The organism is Acinetobacter sp. ANC 4862, from assembly GCF_004336635.1.
Classification (GTDB): Bacteria; Pseudomonadota; Gammaproteobacteria; order Pseudomonadales; family Moraxellaceae; genus Acinetobacter.
The window spans coordinates 25790-51420 of sequence record NZ_SJXH01000014.1 but is presented as its reverse complement, the minus strand read 5'-3'; the positions used below and the strand labels follow the sequence as shown (position 1 = coordinate 51420).

At 41.8% G+C, this 25631-nt stretch carries 25 protein-coding genes and 1 pseudogene; 16 read left to right on the top strand and 10 right to left on the bottom strand.

Going from position 1 to position 25631, the window contains the following annotated elements; all coding sequences use genetic code 11:
- The first annotated feature begins 63 nt into the window (after positions 1 to 63).
- Positions 64 to 1740: an AMP-binding protein gene (locus E0409_RS08165; protein ID WP_131289558.1), complete on the top strand. Its 1677-nt coding sequence runs from the start codon at positions 64 to 66 to the stop codon at positions 1738 to 1740.
- A gap of 52 nt (positions 1741 to 1792) precedes the next feature.
- Here E0409_RS08165 and E0409_RS08160 read toward each other — a convergent pair whose 3' ends face one another.
- Positions 1793 to 2173: a hypothetical protein gene (locus E0409_RS08160; protein ID WP_131289556.1), complete on the bottom strand. Its 381-nt coding sequence runs from the start codon at positions 2171 to 2173 to the stop codon at positions 1793 to 1795.
- A 106-nt stretch (positions 2174 to 2279) separates the two neighbouring features.
- Between E0409_RS08160 and E0409_RS08155 the strand changes: the two genes are divergently transcribed.
- Both E0409_RS08155 and ppa read left to right on the top strand, forming a co-directional pair.
- The gene (locus E0409_RS08155; RefSeq protein WP_131289554.1) at positions 2280 to 2678 is read left to right on the top strand and encodes an MAPEG family protein; all 399 of its coding nucleotides are present in this window, start codon (positions 2280 to 2282) and stop codon (positions 2676 to 2678) included.
- 128 nt (positions 2679 to 2806) lie between these two features.
- Positions 2807 to 3343, top strand: coding sequence for an inorganic diphosphatase (ppa, locus tag E0409_RS08150; RefSeq protein ID WP_131289552.1), 537 nt, complete (start codon positions 2807 to 2809; stop codon positions 3341 to 3343).
- Between the two features lie 87 nt (positions 3344 to 3430).
- Here the strand turns inward: ppa and E0409_RS08145 are convergent, their stop codons facing one another.
- Entirely contained in the window at positions 3431 to 4744 is a 1314-nt protein-coding gene (locus E0409_RS08145; RefSeq protein WP_131289550.1) for an OprD family outer membrane porin, read from the bottom strand.
- A gap of 596 nt (positions 4745 to 5340) precedes the next feature.
- Between E0409_RS08145 and E0409_RS08140 the strand changes: the two genes are divergently transcribed.
- Both E0409_RS08140 and E0409_RS08135 read left to right on the top strand, forming a co-directional pair.
- Positions 5341 to 6111, top strand: coding sequence for a TorF family putative porin (locus E0409_RS08140; RefSeq protein WP_131289548.1), 771 nt, complete (start codon positions 5341 to 5343; stop codon positions 6109 to 6111).
- 380 nt (positions 6112 to 6491) lie between these two features.
- Positions 6492 to 7235, top strand: coding sequence for a TorF family putative porin (locus E0409_RS08135; RefSeq protein WP_131289546.1), 744 nt, complete (start codon positions 6492 to 6494; stop codon positions 7233 to 7235).
- 59 nt (positions 7236 to 7294) lie between these two features.
- On the opposite strand, the pseudogene E0409_RS08130 reads toward E0409_RS08135, so the two are convergent.
- From E0409_RS08130 to E0409_RS08120, 3 genes and pseudogenes are all read right to left on the bottom strand, one after another.
- A pseudogene (locus tag E0409_RS08130) lies at positions 7295 to 7809 on the bottom strand (GNAT family N-acetyltransferase).
- A 7-nt stretch (positions 7810 to 7816) separates the two neighbouring features.
- Positions 7817 to 9292: a YifB family Mg chelatase-like AAA ATPase gene (locus E0409_RS08125; RefSeq protein ID WP_131289544.1), complete on the bottom strand. Its 1476-nt coding sequence runs from the start codon at positions 9290 to 9292 to the stop codon at positions 7817 to 7819.
- A gap of 67 nt (positions 9293 to 9359) precedes the next feature.
- Entirely contained in the window at positions 9360 to 9587 is a 228-nt protein-coding gene (locus E0409_RS08120; protein WP_131289542.1) for an accessory factor UbiK family protein, read from the bottom strand.
- Between the two features lie 279 nt (positions 9588 to 9866).
- Here E0409_RS08120 and glnK point away from each other — a divergent pair, with 279 nt between their 5' ends.
- From glnK to E0409_RS08085, 7 genes are all read left to right on the top strand, one after another.
- Positions 9867 to 10205: a P-II family nitrogen regulator gene (gene glnK, locus E0409_RS08115; RefSeq protein ID WP_067722465.1), complete on the top strand. Its 339-nt coding sequence runs from the start codon at positions 9867 to 9869 to the stop codon at positions 10203 to 10205.
- A 60-nt stretch (positions 10206 to 10265) separates the two neighbouring features.
- Positions 10266 to 11669, top strand: coding sequence for an ammonium transporter (locus tag E0409_RS08110; RefSeq protein ID WP_131289540.1), 1404 nt, complete (start codon positions 10266 to 10268; stop codon positions 11667 to 11669).
- A 138-nt stretch (positions 11670 to 11807) separates the two neighbouring features.
- Positions 11808 to 12266 carry a transcriptional regulator NrdR gene (gene nrdR / locus E0409_RS08105; protein ID WP_074946956.1) on the top strand — a complete coding sequence of 153 codons (459 nt, stop codon included), beginning with the start codon at positions 11808 to 11810 and terminating at the stop codon, positions 12264 to 12266.
- Positions 12267 to 12278: 12 nt separating this feature from the next.
- The gene (gene ribD, locus E0409_RS08100) at positions 12279 to 13382 is read left to right on the top strand and encodes a bifunctional diaminohydroxyphosphoribosylaminopyrimidine deaminase/5-amino-6-(5-phosphoribosylamino)uracil reductase RibD (RefSeq protein WP_131289538.1); all 1104 of its coding nucleotides are present in this window, start codon (positions 12279 to 12281) and stop codon (positions 13380 to 13382) included.
- Positions 13379 to 14671, top strand: coding sequence for a DNA adenine methylase (locus E0409_RS08095; RefSeq protein WP_131289536.1), 1293 nt, complete (start codon positions 13379 to 13381; stop codon positions 14669 to 14671). The genes ribD and E0409_RS08095 overlap by 4 nt, the downstream gene beginning before the upstream one ends.
- A 27-nt stretch (positions 14672 to 14698) precedes the next feature.
- Positions 14699 to 15358 (top strand): riboflavin synthase, encoded by a 660-nt coding sequence (locus E0409_RS08090; protein WP_131289534.1) that lies wholly within the window; start codon positions 14699 to 14701, stop codon positions 15356 to 15358.
- 112 nt (positions 15359 to 15470) lie between these two features.
- Positions 15471 to 16016: a VTT domain-containing protein gene (locus E0409_RS08085; protein WP_131289532.1), complete on the top strand. Its 546-nt coding sequence runs from the start codon at positions 15471 to 15473 to the stop codon at positions 16014 to 16016.
- Between the two features lie 111 nt (positions 16017 to 16127).
- Here E0409_RS08085 and E0409_RS08080 read toward each other — a convergent pair whose 3' ends face one another.
- The 4 genes from E0409_RS08080 to E0409_RS08065 form a co-directional block, all read right to left on the bottom strand.
- Entirely contained in the window at positions 16128 to 16346 is a 219-nt protein-coding gene (locus tag E0409_RS08080) for a hypothetical protein (RefSeq protein WP_131289530.1), read from the bottom strand.
- Between the two features lie 141 nt (positions 16347 to 16487).
- Positions 16488 to 17123: a cell division protein BlhA gene (gene blhA, locus E0409_RS08075; RefSeq protein ID WP_252151787.1), complete on the bottom strand. Its 636-nt coding sequence runs from the start codon at positions 17121 to 17123 to the stop codon at positions 16488 to 16490.
- 25 nt (positions 17124 to 17148) lie between these two features.
- Complete coding sequence (locus tag E0409_RS08070) at positions 17149 to 17556, bottom strand: DNA polymerase III subunit chi (RefSeq protein ID WP_131289526.1); 408 nt, start codon at positions 17554 to 17556, stop codon at positions 17149 to 17151.
- Positions 17549 to 18997, bottom strand: coding sequence for a leucyl aminopeptidase (locus E0409_RS08065; RefSeq protein ID WP_131289524.1), 1449 nt, complete (start codon positions 18995 to 18997; stop codon positions 17549 to 17551). Before E0409_RS08065 ends, E0409_RS08070 begins: the two co-directional genes overlap by 8 nt.
- Before the next feature lie 159 nt (positions 18998 to 19156).
- Between E0409_RS08065 and lptF the strand changes: the two genes are divergently transcribed.
- The 4 genes from lptF to E0409_RS08045 all read left to right on the top strand — a co-directional run bounded on the left by lptF (position 19157) and on the right by E0409_RS08045 (position 24209).
- Complete coding sequence (gene lptF / locus E0409_RS08060; protein ID WP_131289522.1) at positions 19157 to 20257, top strand: LPS export ABC transporter permease LptF; 1101 nt, start codon at positions 19157 to 19159, stop codon at positions 20255 to 20257.
- A gap of 1 nt (position 20258) precedes the next feature.
- Entirely contained in the window at positions 20259 to 21329 is a 1071-nt protein-coding gene (gene lptG, locus E0409_RS08055) for an LPS export ABC transporter permease LptG (RefSeq protein ID WP_131289520.1), read from the top strand.
- Between the two features lie 124 nt (positions 21330 to 21453).
- On the top strand, positions 21454 to 23001 hold the full coding sequence (gene gpmI / locus E0409_RS08050; RefSeq protein ID WP_131289518.1) for a 2,3-bisphosphoglycerate-independent phosphoglycerate mutase: 1548 nt from the start codon (positions 21454 to 21456) through the stop codon (positions 22999 to 23001).
- Positions 23002 to 23075: 74 nt separating this feature from the next.
- Positions 23076 to 24209 (top strand): S41 family peptidase, encoded by a 1134-nt coding sequence (locus E0409_RS08045; RefSeq protein ID WP_502699806.1) that lies wholly within the window; start codon positions 23076 to 23078, stop codon positions 24207 to 24209.
- Positions 24210 to 24217: 8 nt separating this feature from the next.
- Here E0409_RS08045 and E0409_RS08040 read toward each other — a convergent pair whose 3' ends face one another.
- The gene (locus E0409_RS08040; protein ID WP_165541316.1) at positions 24218 to 25630 is read right to left on the bottom strand and encodes a sigma-54-dependent transcriptional regulator; all 1413 of its coding nucleotides are present in this window, start codon (positions 25628 to 25630) and stop codon (positions 24218 to 24220) included.
- Position 25631 lies beyond the last annotated feature (1 nt).

Here is a 25631-nt window from a genome sequence, read left to right as displayed (position 1 = left end):
ATGACGCATAGCATTGAAAAAACAGTTGAAAACTAAGGATTACAGATTGGAGAGAAGGGCATTATGGAAAAAATTTGGTTCGCTGAATACCAAAAAACAGGGATTCCGGAAACTATAGAATTACCACCAGAAAATACCTCGCTTAATGATGTTTTTGAACGTAATTTTCAAAAATTTGGTTCACGTGATGCCTTTATCTTTATGGATAAAGTCTTAACATTTAATGAACTAGAAGAAGCAAGCCGTAAATTTGCAACCTATTTACAAAGCTTAGGTTTGGCAAAAGGTTCTCGCGTCGCAGTGATGATGCCAAACGTGTTGCAATATCCAGTGGTTGCATTGGGTATATTCCGTGCAGGTCTGGTATTAGTCAATGTAAATCCACTCTATACCTCGCGTGAACTTGAGCATCAGTTAAATGACTCGGGTTCTGAAGTGCTGGTCATTATCGAAAACTTTGCAACTGTTTACCAAGCAATTATTGGTAAAACACCTGTGAAGCATGTGGTCGTGGCTTCTGTTGGCGATATGTTAGGTGCATTAAAAGGCACATTAGTGAACTTTGTTTTACGTTCAGTACGTAAACAAATTCCAGCTTGGGATATTCCAGGACATATTAAGTTCAATGCTGCAATGTCTAAAGTCAATGCAAGCAACTACAAGCGTCCAAGCCTGACTTTAAGTGATACTGCTGTATTGCAATACACCGGTGGTACTACGGGTGTTTCTAAAGGGGCAGAACTGACACATCGCAATCTTGTCGCGAACATGTTGCAGTGTGATGGCATTTTCCAAAGTAAATTTGGTGCACAAGACGGTTCGAAAGATGACCGTATTTTCTGTGCATTGCCGCTTTATCATATTTTTGCGTTCATGGTTTGTGCCATGTACGGTATGTATAAAGGTCAAGCTAACATTCTGATTCCAAACCCGCGTGACTTACCTGCGGTAATAAAAGAATTACGCAAATACCGTCCGTCATTCTTCCCGGCAGTAAACACCTTGTTTAATGCATTGGTGAACAATGAAGAGTTTAAGCAACTCGACCATAGCAACCTTAAAATGGCGATGGGTGGTGGTATGGCTGTTCTTGCTTCTACAGCTGAAGCATGGAAGAAAATTACCGGCACTAACATCATTGAAGGTTATGGTTTATCAGAAACTTCACCTGTTGCGACTGCAAACCCACCATCATCAATGGAGTTCAGCGGTACGATTGGTGTTCCGTTGCCATTGACTGAAGTTGCAATTCTTGATGATGATGGCAATGAAGTTCCATTAGGCGAACAGGGTGAAATCTCGATTCGTGGTCCACAAGTCATGAAAGGTTACTGGAACCGCCCGGATGAAACTGAAAAAGTCATGACCAATGGTTTCTTCCGTACAGGTGACATCGGTATTATGGATGCTCGCGGCTATATTAAAATTGTGGACCGTAAGAAAGACATGATTCTGGTTTCTGGTTTCAATGTTTACCCTGCTGAAATTGAAGATGTGATTTCCAAACATCCAAAAGTATTGGAAGTTGCAGCGATTGGTGTGCCTGATGAAAAATCAGGGGAAGTGCCTAAGTTATTCGTGGTGAAAAAAGATCCGTCTTTAACCACTGAAGAAATATTGGAATATGCAAAAGAAAACTTAACCGGTTATAAACGCCCACGTTATGTTGAATTTATAGATGAATTACCGAAATCAAACGTAGGTAAAATTTTACGTAAAGATTTACGTAAAACTGCATAAACCCTGCAATAAAAAAAGCGCCGTTTTCGGCGCTTTTTTTATACTTGAACTTTTAATCTTTCATCAGCCAGCGATCAATATAAGGGCGTCCAATACCCATAATCCATAAAAAGGTCGTGATGCTACCGAACTGATAAACGTATCGCTTTAAATCAAATGAACCAAAGCTATAGAAATTATCCAGCAAACAGTAAAGTGCAACGACTGTCGTCCATATCCAAAGGGCTTGACGTTTAATCCCCACATTCCAAAGTGCAAGAATTGAGATGACAATGGTGAAAATAAGAGACAGTCTATTTAGATTGGCACACATGACTGAAAGTAAAAATCCCACAATCGGCAACACGATTTTGAGTACACGATCCACTTTAAGTTGATGCTGGCGCTGTTTTTCTAGGACATCAAACATTTGTTGTTGATCTGGGTTGACCATACTGGATCCTTATTCCTCATTAATAAAAACATTATAATTTAACAAAAATTATTACTGAAACGCCATGCTATGATATTGGGCAGAAAATCTTAATGAGAAAAATGAGATGCAAACCATCAGCGGAATAATCTATCTCATCTTAATTGCATGTTTATTGCCCTACGTTTTTACAGTGATTGCAAAAAAAACTGCTGGCTTTAAAGGACGAGATAACCAAAACCCGCGCGATTTTTTAGCCAAAACCACTGGTTTGGCAGCACGTGCCAATGCGGTACAGCAAAATAGTTTTGAAAGTTTACCCTTATTTATTGCTGCCATTTTAATGGCGGAATATATGGTGGTTCCTCAAACCGTGATTATGACCTTCGGTATTGCCTATATTGTGCTACGTATTGTTTACGGTATTTGCTATTTAGCCAATTGGGCAACTTTGCGTTCCATTGTTTGGGCCTTGTCTTTACTTTGTCCAATTTTCTTATTACTTCTGGTCATTAAATTAACTTAAGCTTGCATCAATCTGGGGAAATACATATTTTGCTGTGGCGGATGTATAATCACAAAGTTATTTAATTCTCAAAAACCGTTATAATCGTGCCGGTTTAAATAAGATTTAACTTGTTAAAGAGTGATGCTATGAGTTACAGTAATATCCCAGCGGGTAAAGATGCACCAAACGATATCTATGTGATCATCGAAATTCCTGCGAATGCAGCACCAATCAAATACGAAATCGACAAAGATTCTGATGCGTTATTTGTAGACCGTTTCATGGGTACAGCAATGTTCTACCCAGCGAACTACGGTTATGTACCAAATACCTTGTCTTTAGATGGCGACCCATTAGACGTATTGGTTGTAACACCACACCCAGTTGAACCAGGTTCAGTGATTCGTTGCCGTCCTGTCGGTAAATTGAACATGGAAGATGATGGTGGTGTAGACGCTAAACTTGTTGCTGTTCCACACGACAAATTAACGCCAATCTACAAAGATGTTCAGGAATATACAGATCTTCCTCCTTTGTTGATCAGCCAAATCGAACATTTCTTCCAACACTACAAAGACTTAGAGCCAGGAAAATGGGTTAAGTTAAGTGGTTGGGAAGGTGCTGATGTTGCGAAACAAGAAGTATTGAGTTCAATTGCAGCTTATGTAGAAGCAAACAAATAATTGTTTGTTTCGAATTTAGCCTGAAAGGCTTAGATAAAAAAACCTGCACAATGTGCAGGTTTTTTTATCTCTTAAACTTACTGTGAATTAAAATAATTTCACAGGAATATCTAAGAATAAACGCCATTCATTGGTGTCGCCGATGTAAGCGCCTTCATAGACATCATTTGCACGATAGATTGAGTTACGAACGCGCAAGCTCGCATCTTTGGCAAAACCACTTTGAACCGTGTATTTCACTTGGTTAAAGAATTCATTTTCTTTACCTTCGCCTGTTTCACCTGCAACATTAATGTCCCAACCATAGACATAAGCAGTGGTCCAAGTTAAGCCAGGAACATTCATTGCACTGAAGTCATAGGTATATTGAACTTGTGCTGATTTCTCATGGTTGCCGACGAAGTCAGACAAGTAAGAGTTTGGTAAGTAAATACTTTGGTAGCCATCAGCATTTTGGCCGTAGTCATAACCGGTGTTGCCAGTATTTTGTTGGTAAGCCAACATGACGTTGTGTGCACCAGTATTATAAGTACCTGAAATTGCCCAAATATTGTTGCTTCGACCGGAAACATCTTTATTGCCAATTGTTGAAGAATAAGTAGCTGCTTGTTCATCAAACTCAGTGTGATAACCGCTGAAATCATAAGTCAAAGAACTATCATTTGCTAATGCTTGTTTATAGTTGGCATTTACATAATGACGCTCTAATTTATTTTTGCTGTCTAGGCCATAGTACGATGCATTTAGAGCGTCGCTAAATTTGTATTTTGCACCCCAAACCACTGCACGGTCTAAGTTTTCACCATCAGTGTTAATTTGATCAGAGTATTGGTTTTTAGTAAATTTACCCGCAATAACTTCCAAATTTTCAATTTCGTGGCTTGTTGCAAGCACACCGGTGAAATATTCAGGAACCATACGACCTGTATTACTTGCAAGAACAGGGATATCTAATACTTGAGTACCGTACTCAACAGTTGTATTTGAAACACGCGCTTTGACACTTGCACCACCACGTGCCCAGTGGTCATAGGTATCACCAGCACCCTTAGCTAGTTCACCGTCACCGTTTAAGCCTGTTTCACGTGGAATCATACCGTTACCGGCATTTTTATTGTTGCCCAATTTAAATGAAGCATCACCTACTGCATTTACACCAAAACCTACAACACCCTGGGTAAAGCCAGACTCGAGTTTCACAATTGCAGATTGTGCAGCAGAGCTTTGATCTTTGACATCAGGTGCTTTTTTGTCACGATTGATATAACCGGTACGGAATAGAACAGTTCCTTCAGCATCTTCAACAAAGCCTTTAGCTTCGCTTTGCTCACTAGCATATACAGTTGAGATTAATGCAGCTTGAATCAAAACTGCTAAGGTAAGTTTTTGTGCTTTTTGCATTGGGAGATGGCCTTATACAAAAGAGGGAGGATTAAATGAGAAGAATTGTATACGTAATGTAGAGCAAAAAAATCTTTTTTTTATTCATTTTATTTCATTAAAGTTATGCATTCCTTGAATAAGAATCCATGTAATAAATTGAACAAAAGTTCAAAAAAATCGATTTCATTTAAATATATTATTTAAAACAATAATATATTTAAATGAAAGATGATTCTTTATGTGGTTTTTTATAAAGAATGAATAATAGATAGTGCCCTGATTTTTAATTTTATTTTATTAGATTTAACGCTTGCTACTTTGGTCTAATAAGGCTTTTAAGTTGTGACCAAAAGTTTGGGTGGTAAATTTTTATCAAATCTTGCCAATGATCTAAATTCTCAGATCATCATGATATTTAATGTAAATATCATCTAATTATATGCAATGAAAAATATATTTTACTTAAATATTAAGCGCTTTTATTTCCCTAAAATTAAATAAAAGCAGGATGAATTTATTTAAAAAATTGAACAAAAATTATAAAAAAGCTTTAGAATTCGCAGCTAAATTTGTCATCGAAAAAGAATCTTAGTCGGATTCTCTAAGGGGTAGGAATGCATCAAACTTCACACAAAATTGCGTTATCTTTATTGCTTGCCATGAGCACAATGCCTGCATTTGCTGAAGAAGAGATAATTTCACCAGCAGCGGGAGCATTAACAGGCAGTTTTGCTGTGGTGAATAAATATATTTACCGTGGTGGTGTGGAAAATGATGATGTTGCTCTACAAGCAGGTCTTGAGTATGCACTTCAAAGTGGTGTTAGCGTAGGATACTGGGGTTCAACCATAGGTTATGATCCATCTGATAAGGATAGAGATCATGGTTTTGAACATGATTTTTATGTGGCGTACGGTAATGAAATTAACCAAAACTGGAACTATAGAGTTCAAGGGGCTGCTTATTACTATCAAAATGGCGGTACAGTTTATGCTGAAGATGGCAGTAAACGTAAAACTACAGCATTCGATGTATTGGGTGAATTGGCTTATAAAGACCTAACTTTAGCTGCATCCGTAATGCTTGCAGATGCTTCTTTCGCTAACGCGGGAGATGTGTATTTAAGTGCAGCGTATAGTTATGCTTTGCCGCAAAACTTTATGTTGAATACCTCAGTGGGCGCATCCATCTATAACAGCAGCCGCGATGACAGCATGATTGAAACGACTAATGATGTTGCCTTTAATGAAGCACGTATGGGTGTGAGTAAAGATATTGCAAATACGGGGGCTACTGCATCTTTAGATTATGTGGTGGGCGGTAAGGATCGCTTCGATACAGATTTTGATGATCAGGTTGTATTCGGTTTGAATTTTAGTTTTTAAGTTTAAAACTGTAAGAGTTTTTAAAAGTGCATAAATTGTTTTAAATTTGTGCACTTTTTTTAAGCATAATAAAATAATGCGGTTAAAAAATAGCCTCAAAAAGAGGCATGATGTAAGTAAATATGAATCTTGCTCTAAAGCTGAAGTGAGTTTTAATGTTGAAAAAAATGGCTATGGCAGCGAATCAACTGTATTGCAGATAGGTTTATTATAATTAATTAAAATTTAATAAAAACAAAATGATAGATCTATTTATTTTTTATTCTAGATGGCTTGTAGAGATCTGATTTCGCTTTTGGCATAGCAATTGCTATTACCTTATTGAGTTTATCGAAATAACCAAAAAAACCGTCGTAGTACGATGTGGGGGGAATCAAACAATGAAATTAACTTTAAAAGCATTATCTCTGGCTGTATTAGGCGCAGCATCTACATTCACTTTCGCAGAAGAGGCACCTGCATCAGAACATACCATTACAGGTAATATTGGAGTGGTGTCTCAATATGTATTACGTGGTAATACTGCAGGTTTGGAAAACTCGGGGGCAGCGGTTCAAGGCGGTTTAGACTACAGTCATGCTTCAGGTTTCTATGCTGGATATTGGGGTTCTACACTAGATATAAGTTATGCAGAATCTGGTGAGCAAAGCTTTGAACATGATTTTTATGCGGGTTTCAGTGGCAAAATTACTGAAGACCTGGGCTTTAAAGTAGGTGGTACTTACTACGTTTATTATCCGTCTGATGATTCAAATGTTTTTGAAACCATGGTGGGCTTAAACTATAAGAGTTTGGGTCTTACTGCTCAAACGCTTACAGACGATGTAACTTGGGGTAATGCAGGGGATACCTATTTTCTTGCCAGTTATAGCTATGGTTTACCGAAAGACTTTACTTTGAATACATCATTAGGCGCGTATTACTATTCTGATAGTGGTGATTTTGAAGGTCTCACTTTAAATACCACAGAGGATTTCAATTTGCGCCATTTAACAGTGGGTCTAAGCCATCCATTGGGTGATACAGGTGCATCAGTTTCTATGGACTATATCATTGGTGGTAAATTACGTGATGATACTGATTTGAAAAATAAAGTTGTCTTAGGTTTGAAATATGGATTCTAATCCAAAAATATAAATAAGAAGGCGACTCATGAGAGTCGCCTTCTTATTTTGATACCATGTTACGAAGTCGCATTAAAAGCATCATGATAGGGATAGGTTACTGTTCCTTGTTGAAATTTTCCATCAAATGATAAAGCCTGAAAATATTCAGTAGGCACATTTGCTAAAATGAGTTCAGCTACCACTTTAAAACCAAATTTAGAATAAAAATTCGGATCACCTAAAACTACACAACCCGCTGCACCACTGGTTTTTAATTGACTTAATGCAGATTGAATCAGTGCTGAACCGATTCCTTGTAGTTGCCATTCAGGTAAACCGCAACCGGTCCCAAGCCATACCAGCCTTGTATGCCTGAAGAAATTTGTACCGGTGAGATCGCCACATGTCCGACAATATGCTGATTTAAAACAGAAACCAAAGAAATGGTCAGTGCATTGGCCTTTCGCAATGCAGCAACAATAAATTGCTCGGTATGACTCGAATATTGCTGATCTTTAAATGTTTGTTCGATGACATGTGAAATCGCAGCATGATCAGCAAGGTTTTCGCTATGGATAAGCAAATTTTGCATCAGTGAATTAGCTCTGTTGTGCCCGATAAGACAAAGCTTCGGTTAAATGCTGGCTTTGTATTTCTGCATGTTGGGATAAATCCGCAATACTTCTCGCGACACGTAATACCCGATGGTAAGCACGAGCAGATAAGTTTAAGCGCTGCTGTGCCATTTCCATGATTTTTTGTGCCTGCGTATCCAGTGGTGCAAATTGCTCTAGCTGTTTCGGACTTAAAGCGTGATTCAGACATTGCTGTCGTTGTATTTGTAGCTTGTAGGCTTGAATCACGCGCTCACGCACAGTCTGTGAATTTTCGACGGGCGTTGTATCTTGCAATTCATGCACTTGTAATGGCGGTACATCCAGATGCAAATCAATACGATCGAGTAATGGACCTGAAATACGATTCTGATAACGCTTAATCGCATCCGCAGAACATTGACAACGAATATCCTGATTAAAAGCATAACCACACGGGCAGGGATTCATTGCGGCAATCAGCTGAAAATTTGCGGGAAAGGTAATTTGCCGTGAAGCGCGAGAAATCACAATTTCTTTAGATTCCAGTGGTTGTCTTAAAACTTCTAATACTTTTCGATCGAATTCAGGCAGTTCATCTAAAAATAAAACCCCTAAATGCGCCAAGGTGATTTCACCGGGTTTAGGATGTGAGCCTCCACCGACTAAAGCAGTATGATGCGGTGCGCGAAAAGGACGCTGTCCAAAGGGGTGTGAGGTATTGGAAACTGAATAAATGCTGGCAACTTCCAGATTTTCCTGTGCATCTAAAGGCGGCAAAATACTGGCAAGCCGTGATGCTAACAGGGTTTTTCCTGTACCCGGTGGTCCTTTAAATAATAAAGAATGTCCGCCTGCTGCGGCAATTTCCAAAGCGCGTCGTGGACGGAGTTGACCTTTGACATCAGCTAAATCAAATTTGTACTGATCGGGTGCTGCAGAGTGACTGGCTTGATATTGCTGGATGGGCTGTTGATTAGAAAGGTGATCGCACACATCTTTTAAATGCTTGGCTGCAAAGACTTCAAAATTAGGCAGTTGAGAGGCTTGTTGAGCATTTTGTTCTGGCAAAATCAGTTGATGTCCTGACTGCTGGCAAGCAATCGCAATACTCAAAATACCGGTGATGGGGCGAAGTTGCCCATCCAAAGCCAGTTCACCTATAAACTCCAGATTATCTGTAACATTTTCAGATATTTGCCCGGATGCGATGAGAATCCCTAAAGCGATTGGTAAATCGAGACGTGAGCCATCTTTGGGCAAGTCTGCCGGGGCTAAATTGATAGTTAAGCGCTTCGTCGGAAATTGAAAACCGCTATTGATAATGGCCGAGCGGACACGGTCTTTACTTTCACGAACCGCCGCTTCAGGCAGCCCGACAATGGTTAAAGAGGGTAGACCCTGGCTGACATGAACCTCCACCTCAATTAAAGGCGCATGAAGTCCAAGCAGACCTCGAGTGTAAATTTTAGCAAAAGACATTATTATTGTTCCGTTATAGTGCGTTATTTTTAATCGTTTTGTGTCTTTTAGTGCACCAAAAAAGTGCTTATTTATTGTTCTTAATTTTAATTTCTAATGCTTCAACTTGTTTAAGCAGTTCATTCAAGCGTAAGTTGGCATTATTGAGTGCAGTACGTTGACGTTCAATTTCATCTTTTGAAACCAGATCTATCTTGGAAACCGCCTCATTGAGTAAGGCACGCAAATTATGTTCAATATCTTTTTTGGGTTGGTCGATTTGTTCCATGATTGCTTGTAATAAAGTTTCGATCATTATTGATTCCCTAACGGTGTAGAAGTATGAGCAGTGTAGCATTGCTCAAACCTAGACCATAGCCCCCATCGATCAGATATAGTTTTGTTCGATGAGTAAAATCGTAAATTTTATAATAAAAATGACTCTTTTTTTTAGATCGGACTACGTTTAAAAGTATAAAATAGGTTATAAAGAAAACTCGTGTCGAAACTCTCTATTTTCCCCCAACCTTAGAAAGTTTGGCACGAAATTTGAACATAAAACCTTACTGGTGAAAGAAGCCGAAGGAAAACAAACATGAAGCTCGTAACTGCAATTGTAAAACCCTTTAAATTAGATGACGTGCGTGAAGCACTCTCTGACATTGGTGTTCAAGGGATCACCGTAACTGAAGTCAAAGGCTTTGGTCGTCAAAAAGGTCATACTGAACTTTATCGTGGCGCTGAATATGTCGTTGATTTCTTGCCTAAAGTAAAAATTGAAATCGCGATTAGCGATGATATGGTTGATTCAGTCATTGAATCGATTACGCGTGTTGCAAGCACAGGAAAAATTGGTGACGGTAAAATTTTCGTTACTAATTTAGAACAAGTCATCCGTATTCGTACCGGTGAAACAGGTGCAGACGCTGTCTAATTTGGCACGAAGTTTGCTGAGTACCTAATAACTCAAAAAATACTAGGTTGGGGGATACGAATGAAAAAAATGCTCATTGCGCTGAGTTTATCGGGCGCACTTTTAGGTGGTTCTGTTGCATGGGCTGAAGAAGCTGTAACAGCATCCGCTCCTTCTGAAGATGTCACAGTTGTTGAAACTGCTGATACATCGTTAACAAATTCTGAATTAGCTGCGGCACCTGCTCCAGCTGAAACAACAGCAGCACCTGTCGAAGAAGAAGTAAAATTAGATACAGGTGATACCGCATGGATTTTAGTGTCTACAGCACTGGTTTTATTGATGACCATTCCAGGTTTGGCACTGTTTTACGGTGGTATGGTTCGTAAGAAAAATGTCCTCGGCACAATGGCACATAGCTTTGTTGCAGCGGCAGTCGTCAGTATTACTTGGGTGGTGATTGGTTATAGCTTAGCCTTTGGCGAAGGAAATGCATTCATTGGTGGCTTGGATAAAATCATGTTATCCGGCATTACCACAAGTGCCTTAACCGGAACAATTCCTGAAATTCTGTTTGTTATTTTCCAAATGACCTTTGCGATCATTACCGTAGCCATCATTACCGGTTCGATTGCAGAACGTATGAAATTCAGCGCTTTCGTTGCATTCATTACCATTTGGAGTGTTGTGGTTTACGCACCAATTACCCACTGGGTTTGGGGTGGCGGCTGGTTAGGTAACGACGGTGCACTGGATTTTGCCGGTGGTACGGTGGTTCACATTAACTCGGGTGTCGCAGGTCTGGTTGCTGCATACATGCTTGGCAAACGTATGGGCTTGGGCCGTGAATCAATGGCGCCACATAACCTGACTTTAACTGTGATCGGTGCAAGCTTGGTTTGGGTAGGCTGGTTTGGTTTCAACGGTGGTTCTGCACTCGGTGCCAACGGTTCTGCTGGTTATGCATTAGTTGTAACTCAAGTTGCAGCCGCAGCCGCAGCAATTGCATGGTTAATTACTGAAAAAGTGGTTCGTGGTAAAGCTTCTGTATTGGGTGGTGCATCTGGTGCTGTTGCTGGTCTGGTGGTGATTACACCGGCAGCCGGTTTCGTTACTGTTGGTGGTGCATTGGCAATGGGTTTAATTGGTGGTGTCGTGTGTTTCTGGGGGATTACTGCGCTTAAACGTGCACTGAAAGCCGATGACTCTTTAGATGCTTTTGGTCTACATGGTGTAGGGGGGATTGTCGGTGCAATCTTAACGGCAGTGTTCGCGAGTGAATTTATCATGGGTGATAAAGTCCCTGCAGATATGATGCATCAATTATGGGTGCAAATTGAAGGTGTACTTGCAACCATCGCTTACTCTGCAGTACTCACTTTCATCATTCTTAAACTGATTGACCTGGTGATTGGTATTCGTGTTGAAGCGGATGATGAACGTATGGGTCTAGACTTAAGTCAACATGGCGAACGTGTAGAATAATATAAAAACCAAGAATCAATATATTGTGTAAAACAGCCCGTAAGGGCTGTTTTTTTTCCATATCTTGCGTAAACCTCTACAAAGCACAGAATTTTTGCTACACTCTAAATCCGATTTGATTTGTTCAATTAAACCGCTATGCATTGTCCGTTTTGCAACGCCGCAGATAGTAAAGTTATCGATTCGCGTTTGGCTGCTGAAGGCTGTCAAATTCGTCGACGTCGTGAATGTATTAGTTGTGGAGAACGCTTTACCACTTTTGAAACTTATGAAGTGGTGATGCCTCGGGTGATTAAATCTGACGGCAAAAGTGAACCTTTTGATGAAGCGAAAATGCGCCGTTCATTGATGCATGCTTTACAAAAAAGACCGGTCACACAAGAGCAGATCGAAACTGTCCTAAGCGATATCCAATTACAAATTCGCCGTTTGGGTGAGCGTGATGTGAAATCACGAACCATTGGTGAAATTGTCATGCAGTCTTTATTTGCTTTGGATCATGTGGCTTATGTACGTTTTGCCTCAGTTTATCAAGACTTTCAGGATGTAGAAGCTTTTCGACGTCAAATTGAACAAATGCAACACCGTGAACACTAAAAGAGTTTCAAGATGTCTAAGTTAAGCCAAGATCCCATTCACCAAGATCAGCTGTGGATGCAACGTGCGATTGAATTAGCGCGACTTGGACAATACTCAACCAAACCCAATCCCAATGTCGGCTGCGTCATCATTAAAGATGGTCAACTGGTCGGTGAAGGCTTTCATCCGAAAGCGGGACAACCGCATGCGGAAGTCTTTGCCATGCGTCAGGCGGCAGATCAAGCCAAAGGCGCAACCGCTTATGTGACTTTAGAACCTTGTGCGCATTATGGTCGTACCCCACCTTGTGCCAAAGGTTTGGTGGAAGCAGGGGTCGCTAAAGTGATTGTCGCTTGTCCTGATCCGAATCCGTTGGTGGCAGGCAAGGGCGTCCAAATTTTAAAAGATGCCGGCATTGAAGTTGAAGTGGGCATCTGTCAGGCAGAAGCACATCAGCTGAACCAAGGCTTCTTAAAAGCCATGGCCACCGGCATGCCTTATGTCCGTTTAAAAGTGGCTTCAAGCCTGGATGGTCGAACTGCCATGGCTTCGGGTGAGTCGAAATGGATTACCGGAACTGAAGCCCGTCAGGATGTGCAGCATTGGCGTGCGATTTCTGGTGTGGTCATTACTGGAATTGAAACGGTACTTGCAGACGATTGTCAGCTTAATGTGCGTCAGCTCAATGGTATTGAAGATATCACCAGTATTGTTCAGCCGAAACGTCTGGTGCTAGATCGTCAGGGACGTTTACCTCTCAACGCAAAAATACTGCAGCAACCCGATACAGTCATGGTTATGGGACCGTTCCGTCAGGAACTGGCTGATTTAGGCGTGCTACAATTTTCAGTACAGCCTTTAAAAGACTTGCTACAAACCCTATCTACACAGCATCAAATTTATGATGTGCTGGTGGAAGCGGGGGCAACATTATCGACTGCCTTTTTACAACAACAGTTAGTCGATGAAATGATCAGCTATGTTGCACCAACATTTTTAGGTCAAACAGCACGTGCAATGTTTAGTGCGGAATTTAGCCGTATGGCAGAGCAACTTCGATTTAAGCTCATGGAGGTCACCCAATTGGGGGATGATGTGCGCTTAAGGTTAATCCCTTCTCAAGAGACAGTATGAATTCAGAGTCTTCGGTTTATCATAAACGTCGTCATTCAGCACGTACCACAGACGAATATCTTTTCAATCAGCTTGTTCCGTATTTAGGCAATAAGCGTCGTTTACTTCATCTGATTTTGGAAGCACTTGAGAGTACGGGAACATTAAATAGCAAAAATGGTCGTGCCCCGATTTTTGCTGACTTTTTTGCAGGCTCTGGTGTGGTTTCGCGTCTGGCGCGACAAAATGGTTATCGCGTGATTGCCAATGACTGGGAACCCTACAGCCATGCTTTAAACAGTGCGATTTTATCCTGCACAGAAGCACCGGCATTTAAAGAGTTGGGTGGTTATCAAAAAGCCATTGATTACCTCAACCGTTTGCCGGAAGTCAAAGGCTGGGTGACGCATAACCTGTGTCCGCGTAATGATGAAATTTATGATCCGACCCGAGACCGTTTGTTCTTCAAACGCCGTAACGGCATGCGTATCGATGCAATCCGTCAGCAAATTGCGACCTGGCAGGCGCAAGGGGCCATTGATGATGTCGAGATGTCGGCATTGCTGGCACCATTGCTTTATTCAGCCAGTTTTGTCAGCAATACCAGTGGGGTATTCAAAAGCTTCCATCATGGCTGGGGTGGTAAAACCCAAACGGCTTTGGAACGGATTGAATCATTACTCTGGCTGACACCGAGCCGTTTCTGCGAAATTGGCGAACCGAAAAAACCGGCCGCTGAAATGTGGTGTGTGGATGCCCAGCATCTGGCCAATCAGATGAGCAGTTTTGAAGTGGATGTGGCTTATCTTGATCCACCGTATAACCAGCATGCCTATGGCAGTAACTATCACGTACTGAATGCTTTAACCTTGTGGGATCAGGCTGATTTACCCAGTCCAGATACCAAAGGCTACAAGAGCGGGATTGACCGTGTATGGCGTAAAGAGCGTCCAAGTCAGTACAACTCTTCCAAGCATGCCAAAGAAGCGTATGAGAAATTGGTTGCGACCATTAATGCGCGTTATATTCTGACCAGTTATTCTACCGATGGTAATATTGAAGCCGGTGATTTGCTGCAAGCGAATTTAAAACGTGGTCGTGTGACGCTATTAACGCAAGATGTGCCGCGTTATCGGGTCAGCAAGCAACGCCAGTCAGAACGCGCACGCGTACTTGAGTTTATTGTGATTACCGATACCCATGCCAAATCGGGTCCACCGCTGCGCCAACTCTTGGGTCAGTTGTATCATTTTGCTGAACTGGGTGGGGTAGATACCACAGGCGTAAGTACACAACTGGCATTGTGGTAAAACAAATACAGAAATAGAGAACAAGTTATGTTTACAGGCATTATTGAAAGTCTAGGCAAAGTGGAAAGTTTACAAAGCGTAGGCGGTGATGTCCGTTTGCGTATTGGCACCAGTCTCGACATGTCAGATGTTCATTTGGGCGATTCAATTGCCACCAATGGGATTTGCCTTACCGTGATCGAATGGGGCGAAAACTGGTACGCTGCCGATGTCTCGCGTGAAAGTTTAAACCGCACCACCTTGGGCACCTGGAAAGTCGGTCAGCGCGTGAACGTGGAAAAAGCCATGCTTCCCACCACACGTTTTGGCGGTCATATTGTCAGTGGTCATGTCGATGCTGTCGGTGAAATTACCGTGGTGCGTGAAGATGCCCGTTCCATTTATTATGAAGTGACAGCGCCTGCTGAAATTGCCAAATATTTGGCGGAAAAAGGTTCGGTAACGGTTGATGGGATTAGTCTGACCATTAACCATTTGCGTGGTAATGTGATTAGTCTCAATCTTATTCCGCATACGGCTGAAAGAACCAATATTGGTACATGGAAAACCGGTGCTAAAGTCAACTTGGAAGTTGATGTTTTAGCACGCTATATCGAGCGTTTAATGCTCGGTGATAAAGCAGCTGAAACCCAAGAACAATCCAAATTAAGTATGGCATTTCTTGCAGAAAATGGCTTCTTGAAGTAAAAATCCATAGAATAGAAAACAGTCTGGTTGAAAAACGAGACTGTTTTTTTTGTTTTTATTTATACTTTTTAGTCGTTTATGCAAATAGTAAAGGGGAAGTGGATGGGTGCAAATGCTTGATTTTCTAATGCATATTGAACAATGGTTGCCGTCTCTACTGGATAACTATGGTCTGTGGATTTACGCCATTTTATTTCTGATCATTTTTGCAGAAACGGGTTCTGTGTTCATGTTCTTCCTGCCTGGGGACAGCTTGCTGCTTGCGATTGGCGCACTATGTTCAACCACAGATGTGATCCATTTACCTTATATGGGGTCATTGTTATTTATTGCGGCAGTATTGGGTTATATCGTTAATTATTATACCGGTCAGGTGTTGGGGTTTAAATTTTTCCATGAACATTCACGGTTTTTGAAACCCGCATATATTGTTAAAACCAATCATTATTTTACCAAGCATGGTGGAAAAACCATTCTGGTTGCACGCTTTGTCCCGTTTGTCCGTTCATTTGCACCTTTTGCTGCAGGGGCAGGGCACATGAATATTTTCAGTTTTATGCTTTATAACGTCGTAGGCGGGCTGATCTGGATTAGCTTGTTATTAGGTATGGGCTATGGTGTCGGCAATATGCTGGGACTTGCCGTAGATTTATTTTAGTTTTTTAATGATTTAGGTCGTATTTGAATTTGTTGGAATTGGATAAAAAAATCAATCTATATATTAAAACAACAATAGCCCACCGAAGTGGACTATTTTGATTAATCTATTTCAGTGTTTGGTAATCGTGACAGATGTGCTTGCAACCCAAGAGTTTAATGCCTCTGGAGTAGAAACAGAAAATTGTCCTTTTTCTGCCTCTCGGGAAATATAAATTGAAACTGAGTGGAAGTCGGCATGGCTAATCCATAAATCTTGAGCAGATACACTCCATTTTTCACCCGAATCCAGTGCGGCAATTTGAGTCGAAATTTGGTTCAAGATATCCATTTTTTATTCCTGAATAAGATGAAGTTTAAGTATTTAAATGGTCATGTTTTTAAATAGATTTTAAAACATGACCATTTTGTGACATAAACATGTCATTCATATGACAGCGGAAAAATAGTCTGGATTAATTGTGATTAGAAATCAGGGTTTAGGCTTCTCGGTTGATAAATCAGAGTTCTTTAAAATATAGTCAATTTCGTCTTGGCTGGCTTGATGTAACTTGGCACGAAATACCGTCACCGCCTGTTCAATGAGTGTTTCCGCTTCTAACTCTAGACGTAAACGCACGCTTTCCAGTTCCGAGAGCACTTCATGGTCATGAATCGACAGCATGCCTTTGGAAAAGTTCAGTGCCGAGCCTTCAGGATTCTTATGATAACGCGCTGTATAAACTTGGGTTTCATGATCTAAAGTTTGACGAATAAAGGCCAAAGTTTGGGTTTGTTCGGCAAACTGTCTGGCTTCATCTAACTGCAAGGCTTGAGCATAGGCAGCTTGTGCTGCACGTTTATTTTCCAGTGATTGCTCTAAAGCACGTTGCTTGCGAAGACGGGCTTCTTCAATCAATTGTGCCTTACGTTCGATATAAGCGCGTTCGATTTTTTCATAAGAGAGCTGTTGTGCTTCTTTATCCTTTTCCAACCACTTTTGAATATTGGTTTCCGGTTTCAGCACATTGCAGACGCGGTGTAGGTCATCAATAAATGCCTGACGAACAGCCTCAGGCACATTTAACCAGCGCTGTTTAAAATCTTGACCGACATTTAATGCCACCACATATCTCCTTATTGCAATTGATCGGCTAAAGCTTGAACGTTCGCGGTTCAATACCTAGGCGTCGATATTGTTTAAATTTTTCACGCCCTAGCTGTTTTGCCGATTCATTATTTTCGATGATTTCTATAATGTGACTAAATTTATCAATCTGTTCAAGGGCTTGATTGTTAAAATTAAACACAATCCAGTCAGATTGTTCTGGCAGTCGAGCTGAAATACAAATCGTGGCATGTTCCTGATCAATCCCATGCGGAATAAAACTGCTGGGATCAAAACTCCACAATCGTTCATCTAACTGTTGTTGCAAGTCCAAATCTTCACAATACAACCAGATATGTTCCGGTTGTTTCAGAATCTTGCGGCACAAACGGCAAGTGCTTTCCACTTGCCGTTCGGGACTTTTTTCAAATAAGTAAAAGCTAACTTTAGCCATTCGACTGCGCACGATTCGCCAGAAATTGAACCAGTAATGGAACAGGGCGACCGGTTGCACCTTTGCCTGTACCTGAGTTCCATGCTGTTCCAGCAATGTCTAAATGTGCCCAGCGGTATTCGCGGGTGAAGCGTTGCAAGAAACATGCTGCAGTCACCGAGCCGGCTTTAGGGCCACCAATATTGGCAATGTCGGCAAATGGAGAATCAAGTTGCTCTTGATAGTCTTCAAGTACCGGCATGCGCCATACACGGTCAAATGAGGTTTGACCAGCAGTACTGATTTCCGCCGCAAGTTCATCATCCGGGGTGAACAGGCCAGTTAGAACCGAACCTAAAGCCACAACACATGCACCGGTTAAGGTGGCGATATCAATCACCAGAGCCGGGTTGAAACGTTTGATGTAGGTTAGGGTATCGCATAAAACCAAACGACCTTCAGCATCGGTATTTAAAATTTCCACTGTTTGACCGCTCATCGTGGTCACGATATCGCCCGGACGGGTTGCATGACCTGAAGGCATATTTTCAGCTGCAGCAATGGTACCGACTACATGAATTGGCAGTTTGGATTCACACAGCGCACGCATCGTACCGAGTACAGAAGCTGCACCACACATGTCAAATTTCATTTCGTCCATACCTGCACCAGGTTTGAGTGAAATACCGCCGCTATCAAAAGTCACCCCTTTACCCACCAGTACGATAGGTGCCTGTTCGGTATTGGCCTGATATTCCATGGTAATGATGCGTCCCGGACGATCTGAACCTTTGCTGACTGCCAGGAAAGCGCCCATACCAAGGTCGGTCATTTGCAGTTCATCAAGAACGGTTACTTTTAATAGATCCGGATATTCAGCCGCCAATGCTTGTGCCTGTTCAGCCAGATATTCAGGGAAACAGATGTTGCCTGGACGGTTACCTAAATCACGGGCCAAGCTTTGACCCGATTGCACTGCATGGATCAAGTCAAGTTGTTGTGAATTTAAACTGCTATTGCTTGAAATGAGATGAATTTCTTCAAGGATGAATTCATTTTTCTTCGATTTATATTCATCAAAAGCATAACTGGCTTGAGTCAAAGCCAAAGCAAATAAATAATGATGTTCAGGTGCTAAGGCAGAAATATCAATACTGATCTGTTTGAATTTTTTTTGTGACGCTTTGATAATACTTTGTGCGATTTTTGCTAATTTGGTCGGCTGAATTTCAGCTGCTTTATCGATTCCAATGAGCGCACTATTGGCACATGCTGCCACTTTACCGACAAGAGCTAAAGATTCGCTCAGACCGGCTTTAAATTGTGCGGCTTCTACTAAAGCATTTAAATCATTGATTTCATAAGTAGTCGCTGCATTTTGAAGCTGCTCAGAATCGACTAATATCAACAAATAGGGGCTAGATGCATTCTCTTGGAATGACGTATTAATTGTCAGTTTCATGTTCTGTATTCATGCCTTTGAAAGTTTGCAAACCATTAAACCATTGAAACATTTATATGAATAGAGTTTCAATGCGCAACAACAGTATAGGTTTTATATTTTCACCATTCGGGTAAACTAGCGCTAGTTTTTATTAGCCTCTTTTTTGGAAGAATTAATTTGATTATTCGGCGTTATCTGGTCAAGCAAGTGGTGTCTACATCCTTGGTTGTGATTGCCTTGCTTACCTTGATCATGATGGGTGGTCGACTGATCAAGTACTTTGGCATTGCGGCACAAGGTCGTTTAGATGTCAGTATTTTGTTCAGCATTATTGGTTATCGACTGCCAGAATTTTTAACCCTGATTCTTCCACTCGGCTTTTTTATCGGTTTGATGCTGGTGTTTGGCCGTCTGTATGTCGACCATGAAATGGCGGTAATGAACGGCAGTGGAATCAGTCGGCATCAGCTGGGGCGCTTACTGATTCCACTGACCGTGGTTTTTCTGGCTGCTCAAACTGTATTGATGGTGTGGATGTCTCCTTGGGGATTGCGTCAGTTTGAAGAGTTGACCACCAATCAGGCGGTTAGAACCGGTTTTGATCTGGTGCGTCCTAAAGAATTTATTTCCTCTGGTCCCTATACCATTTATGCCGGGGACTTGTCAGAAGATCGTCGTAATCTCAAAGATGTGTTTTTCTATCAACGCGCGGAAAAACCGGGTAAATCGGATGTCATGATTCTGGCCAAGGAAGCAACTCGTGTAGAAGTTGCCAATGAAACGGCCAGTATTGTGGATTTATCTGAAGGGCGCCGTTACGAAATTTTCCCAGGCACACCCAAATATACGCAGGCTGAATTTCAGTCTTATCGTTTACGTCTGGAAAGTGATAAAGAAGCCAAATTTGAAAGTGCTGAAGTGGAAGGTTTACCGATTGCGAAGCTATGGAGCAATCGTAATGATCCCGTGGTTGTGAGTGAATTGGGCTGGCGGATCTTCGTTCCATTTTCAGTGCTTGTGGCTTTAATCTTGGCGATTGCACTTTCAGAAGTCAGTCCTCGTCAAGGACGTTATTTAAAACTATTCCCGGCTTTGCTGATTTTCGCCAGTTTGATTGTGGCACTGATGGCAGTGAAAACCCGTGTCAGTAAAGATGAGTTAGGAATTTGGGCATATCCTTTGGTATTGGTCGTGTACGGCATTGCTGGAGCCTTGTTCTCCCGAAAACAAAAGCTCGCCCCTAAAATCAAGAAACGAATTCAGCAGGTGAGGTCTTAAAATGTTAGCACGTCGAATAATTGCCAAACATGTGACCAAAACCACGGCCCTAGCCATGCTGGGTGCAACGGCTATTTTGTCGGTTCTGCAAGTTTTATTTACCTATTTAGGTGAATTAGGTTCCTTGAATGAAACCTATAATGCATGGCAGGCACTGCAATATGTGTTATGGGGTGCACCTAATTACCTCTATGAAATTTTACCGATCTCTGCATTGATTGGGGCGGTACTTGGTCTGGGCACTTTGGCTTCCAATAGTGAACTGGTGGTGATGCGTTCAGTCGGTATTAGCTTATGGCGCATTGTCGGTTGGGTGATTCGCTCCGCATTAATCTTGGTTGTTTTGTCCTTTGTACTCAGTGAATGGGTGATTCCATATACCAATGAACAGGCTAAAAGTGTCAAAGACCATCGTAGTGTAAGCGAGCTCGGTGAAGTCAATGGTTACTGGACGCGCGAAGGTCAGCGCTTTATTTACATTGATTATGCCAATGCCAAAGGGCAGCTAAAACATGTTCAAGTGGTTGACTTTGATGACAGTTATCGCTTGAAAGGTGTTTTAAATGCCGAGCAAGGTCAGTTTGTTAAAGATGGTGCTTGGAATTTAAAGACTGCTTCACAAATGGATATTTTGCCGCAAGGTAATTCAACCTTGGTGAAAACCGATCAGCTTCCTCTGGCTTTAGCCTTGCAACCGAAATATGTGCATATGGTCACGATTGACCCTGAAGATTTATCGCCGAGTCAATTGGTGAGCTTTATGAGTTATATGCATGAATACAGCCAGGTCCCGAAAACCTATCAACTGGCATTTTGGCAAAAAGTCGGTTCGCCATTTGCACTAATTGCCTTGGTACTGATTGCATGTTCCTTTATTTTTGGTCCTTTACGTCAACAGTCGATGGGTTTCCGTTTGGTGATTGCCTTATTTATTGGCTTGGGATTCTTTTATCTGCAAGATTTCTTGGGCTATGCAAGTTTGGTGTATTCACCTTCACCGGCATGGTTCGTATTTGTACCGATTATTTTCATGACTGTCGTCGGCGGTTATCTGCTGCGACGTGCACGCTAACTGTTGAATAGATAGTGATAAAAACAATGTGCATGATCAGCTTTAGTCATGATCTGCACATAGAGTCTTGACCGAAAATTCGGTAAGATATACCGATGAAATTGTAAACAAAAGAGTGTTCATTATGACGGATGCAACTGCTGGCAAAATCCCTCACGTATTGGTAATTATGGATGGTGTGGGTCATCGCGAAGCGGTCGAAGACAATGCTTTCCTGGCAGCAAAACGACCAAATTTAACTGCTATGCAACAAAAGCATCCACATGGTTTGATTTCAGGTTCGGGCGAAGATGTCGGACTGCCTGATGGCCAAATGGGCAACTCTGAAGTGGGTCATATGAACCTCGGTGCAGGTCGTGTGCTGTATCAGGATTTCACTCGTATTACCAAAGATATTCGTACTGGTGCTTTTTTTGAGCAGGAAGTGCTGGTTGATGCCGTTGAAAAAGCCAAAGCTGCGAATGGCGCGGTGCATATTTTAGGCTTGTTATCACAAGGTGGCGTGCACTCGCATGAAGATCATATTGTTGCTATGGCTGAACTGGCATTAAAACGCGGTGCAAAAGTTTATCTGCATGCATTTTTAGATGGCCGTGATACGCCACCGAAAAGCGCGCAACCGTCTTTAGAAAAATTAGATGCATTATTTGCCCAATATCCGGGTCAGGGTCGTATTGCGACCATGATTGGTCGTTATTTCGCTATGGACCGTGACAATCGTTGGGATCGTGTTGAACAGGCTTACCGTCTATTGACCGAAGGTGAAGCCGTACGTACAGCAGCAACAGCGGTAGAAGGCTTAGAACAGGCTTATGCAGCGGATGAGTCTGATGAATTTGTTAAAGCAACCCGAATTGGCGAAAGCGCTAAAATCCAAGATGGTGACAGCGTGGTGTTCATGAATTTCCGTGCTGACCGTGCGCGTGAAATCACCAAAGCCTTTGTCGAAAAAGACTTTGCCGGTTTTGAACGTAAAGTGGTTCCAAACCTGTCTAAATTTGTGATGCTTACCCGTTATCAGGCAACTATTGATGCACCTGTGGCCTACATGCCAGAAGCGTTGAAAAACTCGATTGGTGAATACTTATCTGATTTGGGTAAAACACAGCTGCGTATTGCGGAAACAGAAAAATATGCGCATGTGACTTTCTTCTTTAGCGGTGGCCGTGAAGATGAATACCCGGGTGAAAAACGTATCCTGATTCCATCGCCAAATGTTGCGACTTATGATCTTAAGCCTGAAATGAGCGCTTATGAAGTGACTGATGAACTTGTTGCTGCAATTAATTCAGGTGAATATGACTTGTTGGTAGTGAACTTTGCCAATGGTGATATGGTTGGGCATACCGGTGTATTTGATGCAGCAGTAAAAGCTGTTGAAGCAGTAGATACTTGCCTGGGCCGGGTATATGAAGCAGTCATGGCGCAAAAAGGCCATATGCTGATCACCGCCGATCATGGTAATGTAGAGCAAATGCAGGATTATCACAGTGGTCAGGTGCATACCCAACATACCACTGAACTGGTTCCGTTTATTTATGTCGGTCCGACTTCTGCCACCATTGCTGAAGGCGGTGTACTTGCAGATGTTGCTCCAACATTGTTGAACCTCATGCAAATTCCTGTACCTGCAGAAATGAAAGGTCGTAATTTGATTACTTTAAAATCATAAAAATTCTCGTATAAACAGGTGGTTGGATGGCTTTACAGCGCTGGAAAAAGGTTGTCATTTTAACCACGTTATTCATGTGTGTGAGCCATTCCGCTCTTGCTGCGGTAAAAGCCAAAAGCCAGCCTGTTTTAGATTTTGATGATGAAGCTGAACAGAATTATGCTGAAGTTCCGGTGGAATCGATTCAGCAATTCGTGCAGATTTATAGCATTGTCAAAGAAAATTATGTCGATGCCAAAAATGACGAAGCCTTATTTCAACAGGCGATTAAAGGTCTGGTCAGTGGACTGGATCGTTATTCTCGTTATTTAAGTCCAGAAGAGTATAAGCAGCTCTTGCAATATACCGAAGGCGATATTGCCTCTGTCGACTTTGAACTGGTGTATGACCAGCAGTTGCATCAATGGATCATTCGAAGCTTAAAAGATAATGCTGACTCGGCCAAGCAAGGTTTGCGCAATGATGTCAGTGTTTTTAAGATTGATGATCAGGAACTGAAAAAACTCAATCATGATCAGGTCAATAGTTTACTGAATGGTTCGATTGGTTCTACTTTAAGCTTACAGCTGGCACCCAATAGTAAACCCCTGATTTTAGTTCGTAATAAAAAAATAGAAACCGATATTCAGGCAACCTTGCTGCATAATCAGGTGCTGGTGATTAAAGTCAAAGTTTTCCAGCAAGATACTGCCAATGAGATTAAACGCCTGATTGAAGAGCATTCTTCCTCACGCTTGAAAGCGGTATTGCTGGATTTACGAAATAACCCGGGTGGATTGTTATCTGCTGCGGTTGAATCGGCCGACTTATTTTTGAATCAAGGATTGATTGTCTCGACCAAAAGCCGTTCTGAAGGGGATCAGCAGTTTCAGGCTCTACCCAGTTTTGAATTTCAGAATTTAAAGTTGGGTATTTTAATCAATAACCGCTCCGCTTCTGCCGCTGAAGTGTTTACTGCAGCCATGAAAGATCATGGCCGTGCATGGGTAGTGGGTGAAAAAAGCTATGGAAAAGGAGTGGTACAAAAACTTTTCCCTCTTTCCAACGGTGCCGCTTTACAGATGACGGTATCGCATTACTACACACCGAAAGGACAGATGATTGAAGGTGTGGGTATTCAACCGAATCAACAATATCTGCTGCAACATGACATGAAAGAAGACAACTATCTGGAACATGTTGCAGAGATTATTTTAAGTCATAAATAAAAAACAGCTTATTCCTCGTCGGTATCCAAACCAAATTTCTTCAGACGATAACGCAAAGAACGAAAAGACATGCCCAGTTTTTTGGCAGCCAGGGTTCTGTTCCAATGGGTTAAATTCAGGGCATTGAGTAAAATATCTTTTTCAATATTTTCCAGATACAGCTCTAAACCTTCATCGGGTAATTTTTTAGAAGAAATCAGGATGTCACTGTGCAAGACGTGGTTATCTTCCGCAACCTCTGGTGCTGCTGCGGTTGGATAGCGTAAAGGTGCACTTTGTAAGTGTTGCAAGTCGATTCTTTCATCATCGCTTAAGGTAATGGCACGCTCAATAATATTACGCAATTCACGGACATTTCCCGGATAATACTGACTCAGCAAAAAGCTTTTCGCACGATCCGTCAGCTGTTTTTGCGGAATATCCCATTCCTGGCTAATTTTCTGAATAAAGTGATGCGCCAATAAAATAATATCATCACCGCGTTCACGCAGTGGAGGGAGTACCAGATCCATCACATGTATACGGAAGAACAGATCCTGTCTAAAGCGGCCTTGCTGAACCAGGGCTTCCAGGTCTTGATGGCTGGCACTAATCACCCGGAAATCGACATCAATTTCAGTATCTGAGCCCACGGGACGAATCCGTTTTTCCTGTACGGCACGAAGCAGTTTGACTTGCATGGTTAAAGGCAGTTCAGCAATTTCATCCAGAAACAGACTACCGCCATGTGCAGATTGAATTAGACCTTGTTTGTCTTGAGTCGCTCCGCTAAAGCTACCTTTCTTATGCCCAAACAGTTCACTTTCCATCAGTTCAGTTGGAATGGCGCCGCAGTTAATCGCAATAAAAGGCCCTTCATTACGGTTGCTTAAACGATGTACCAGATTGGCGATCACTTCTTTTCCGGTGCCGGATTCACCGGTAATAAATACAGGCGCCTGAGAACGGGCAATTTTATTTAAGGTAATGCGTAATTGTTGAATGGGGAGCGATTGTCCAATCAATAATTTTTGTTCCAGACGATCTTCTTTATTTTGGAAATTTTCGATCGGTTTATTCAACGCTTTTTGTAAGAGTTGTTCCAAATGTTTCTGATTGATGGGTTTACTGACAAAATCAAAAGCACCTGCTTTTAATGCTGCAATCGCAATTTCCATATTGCCATATGCGGTCAGCACAGCCACAGGTAGGGCTGGAAGATGTTGACTAATCCATTCTACCAATTGCAGTCCATTACCATCCGGTAAATTTAAATCGGTTAAACAGGCATCATATCCATGTTCAGATAAGAGTTTTTTCGCCTGTTCAAGACGATGTGCGATATGCGTTTTGATGCCCATGCGTGATAAAGACATTTGCATCAGCGTACACAAATCTTCCTCATCGTCCACCAATAAAACAAGTGGTTGTCTTTCCACAATT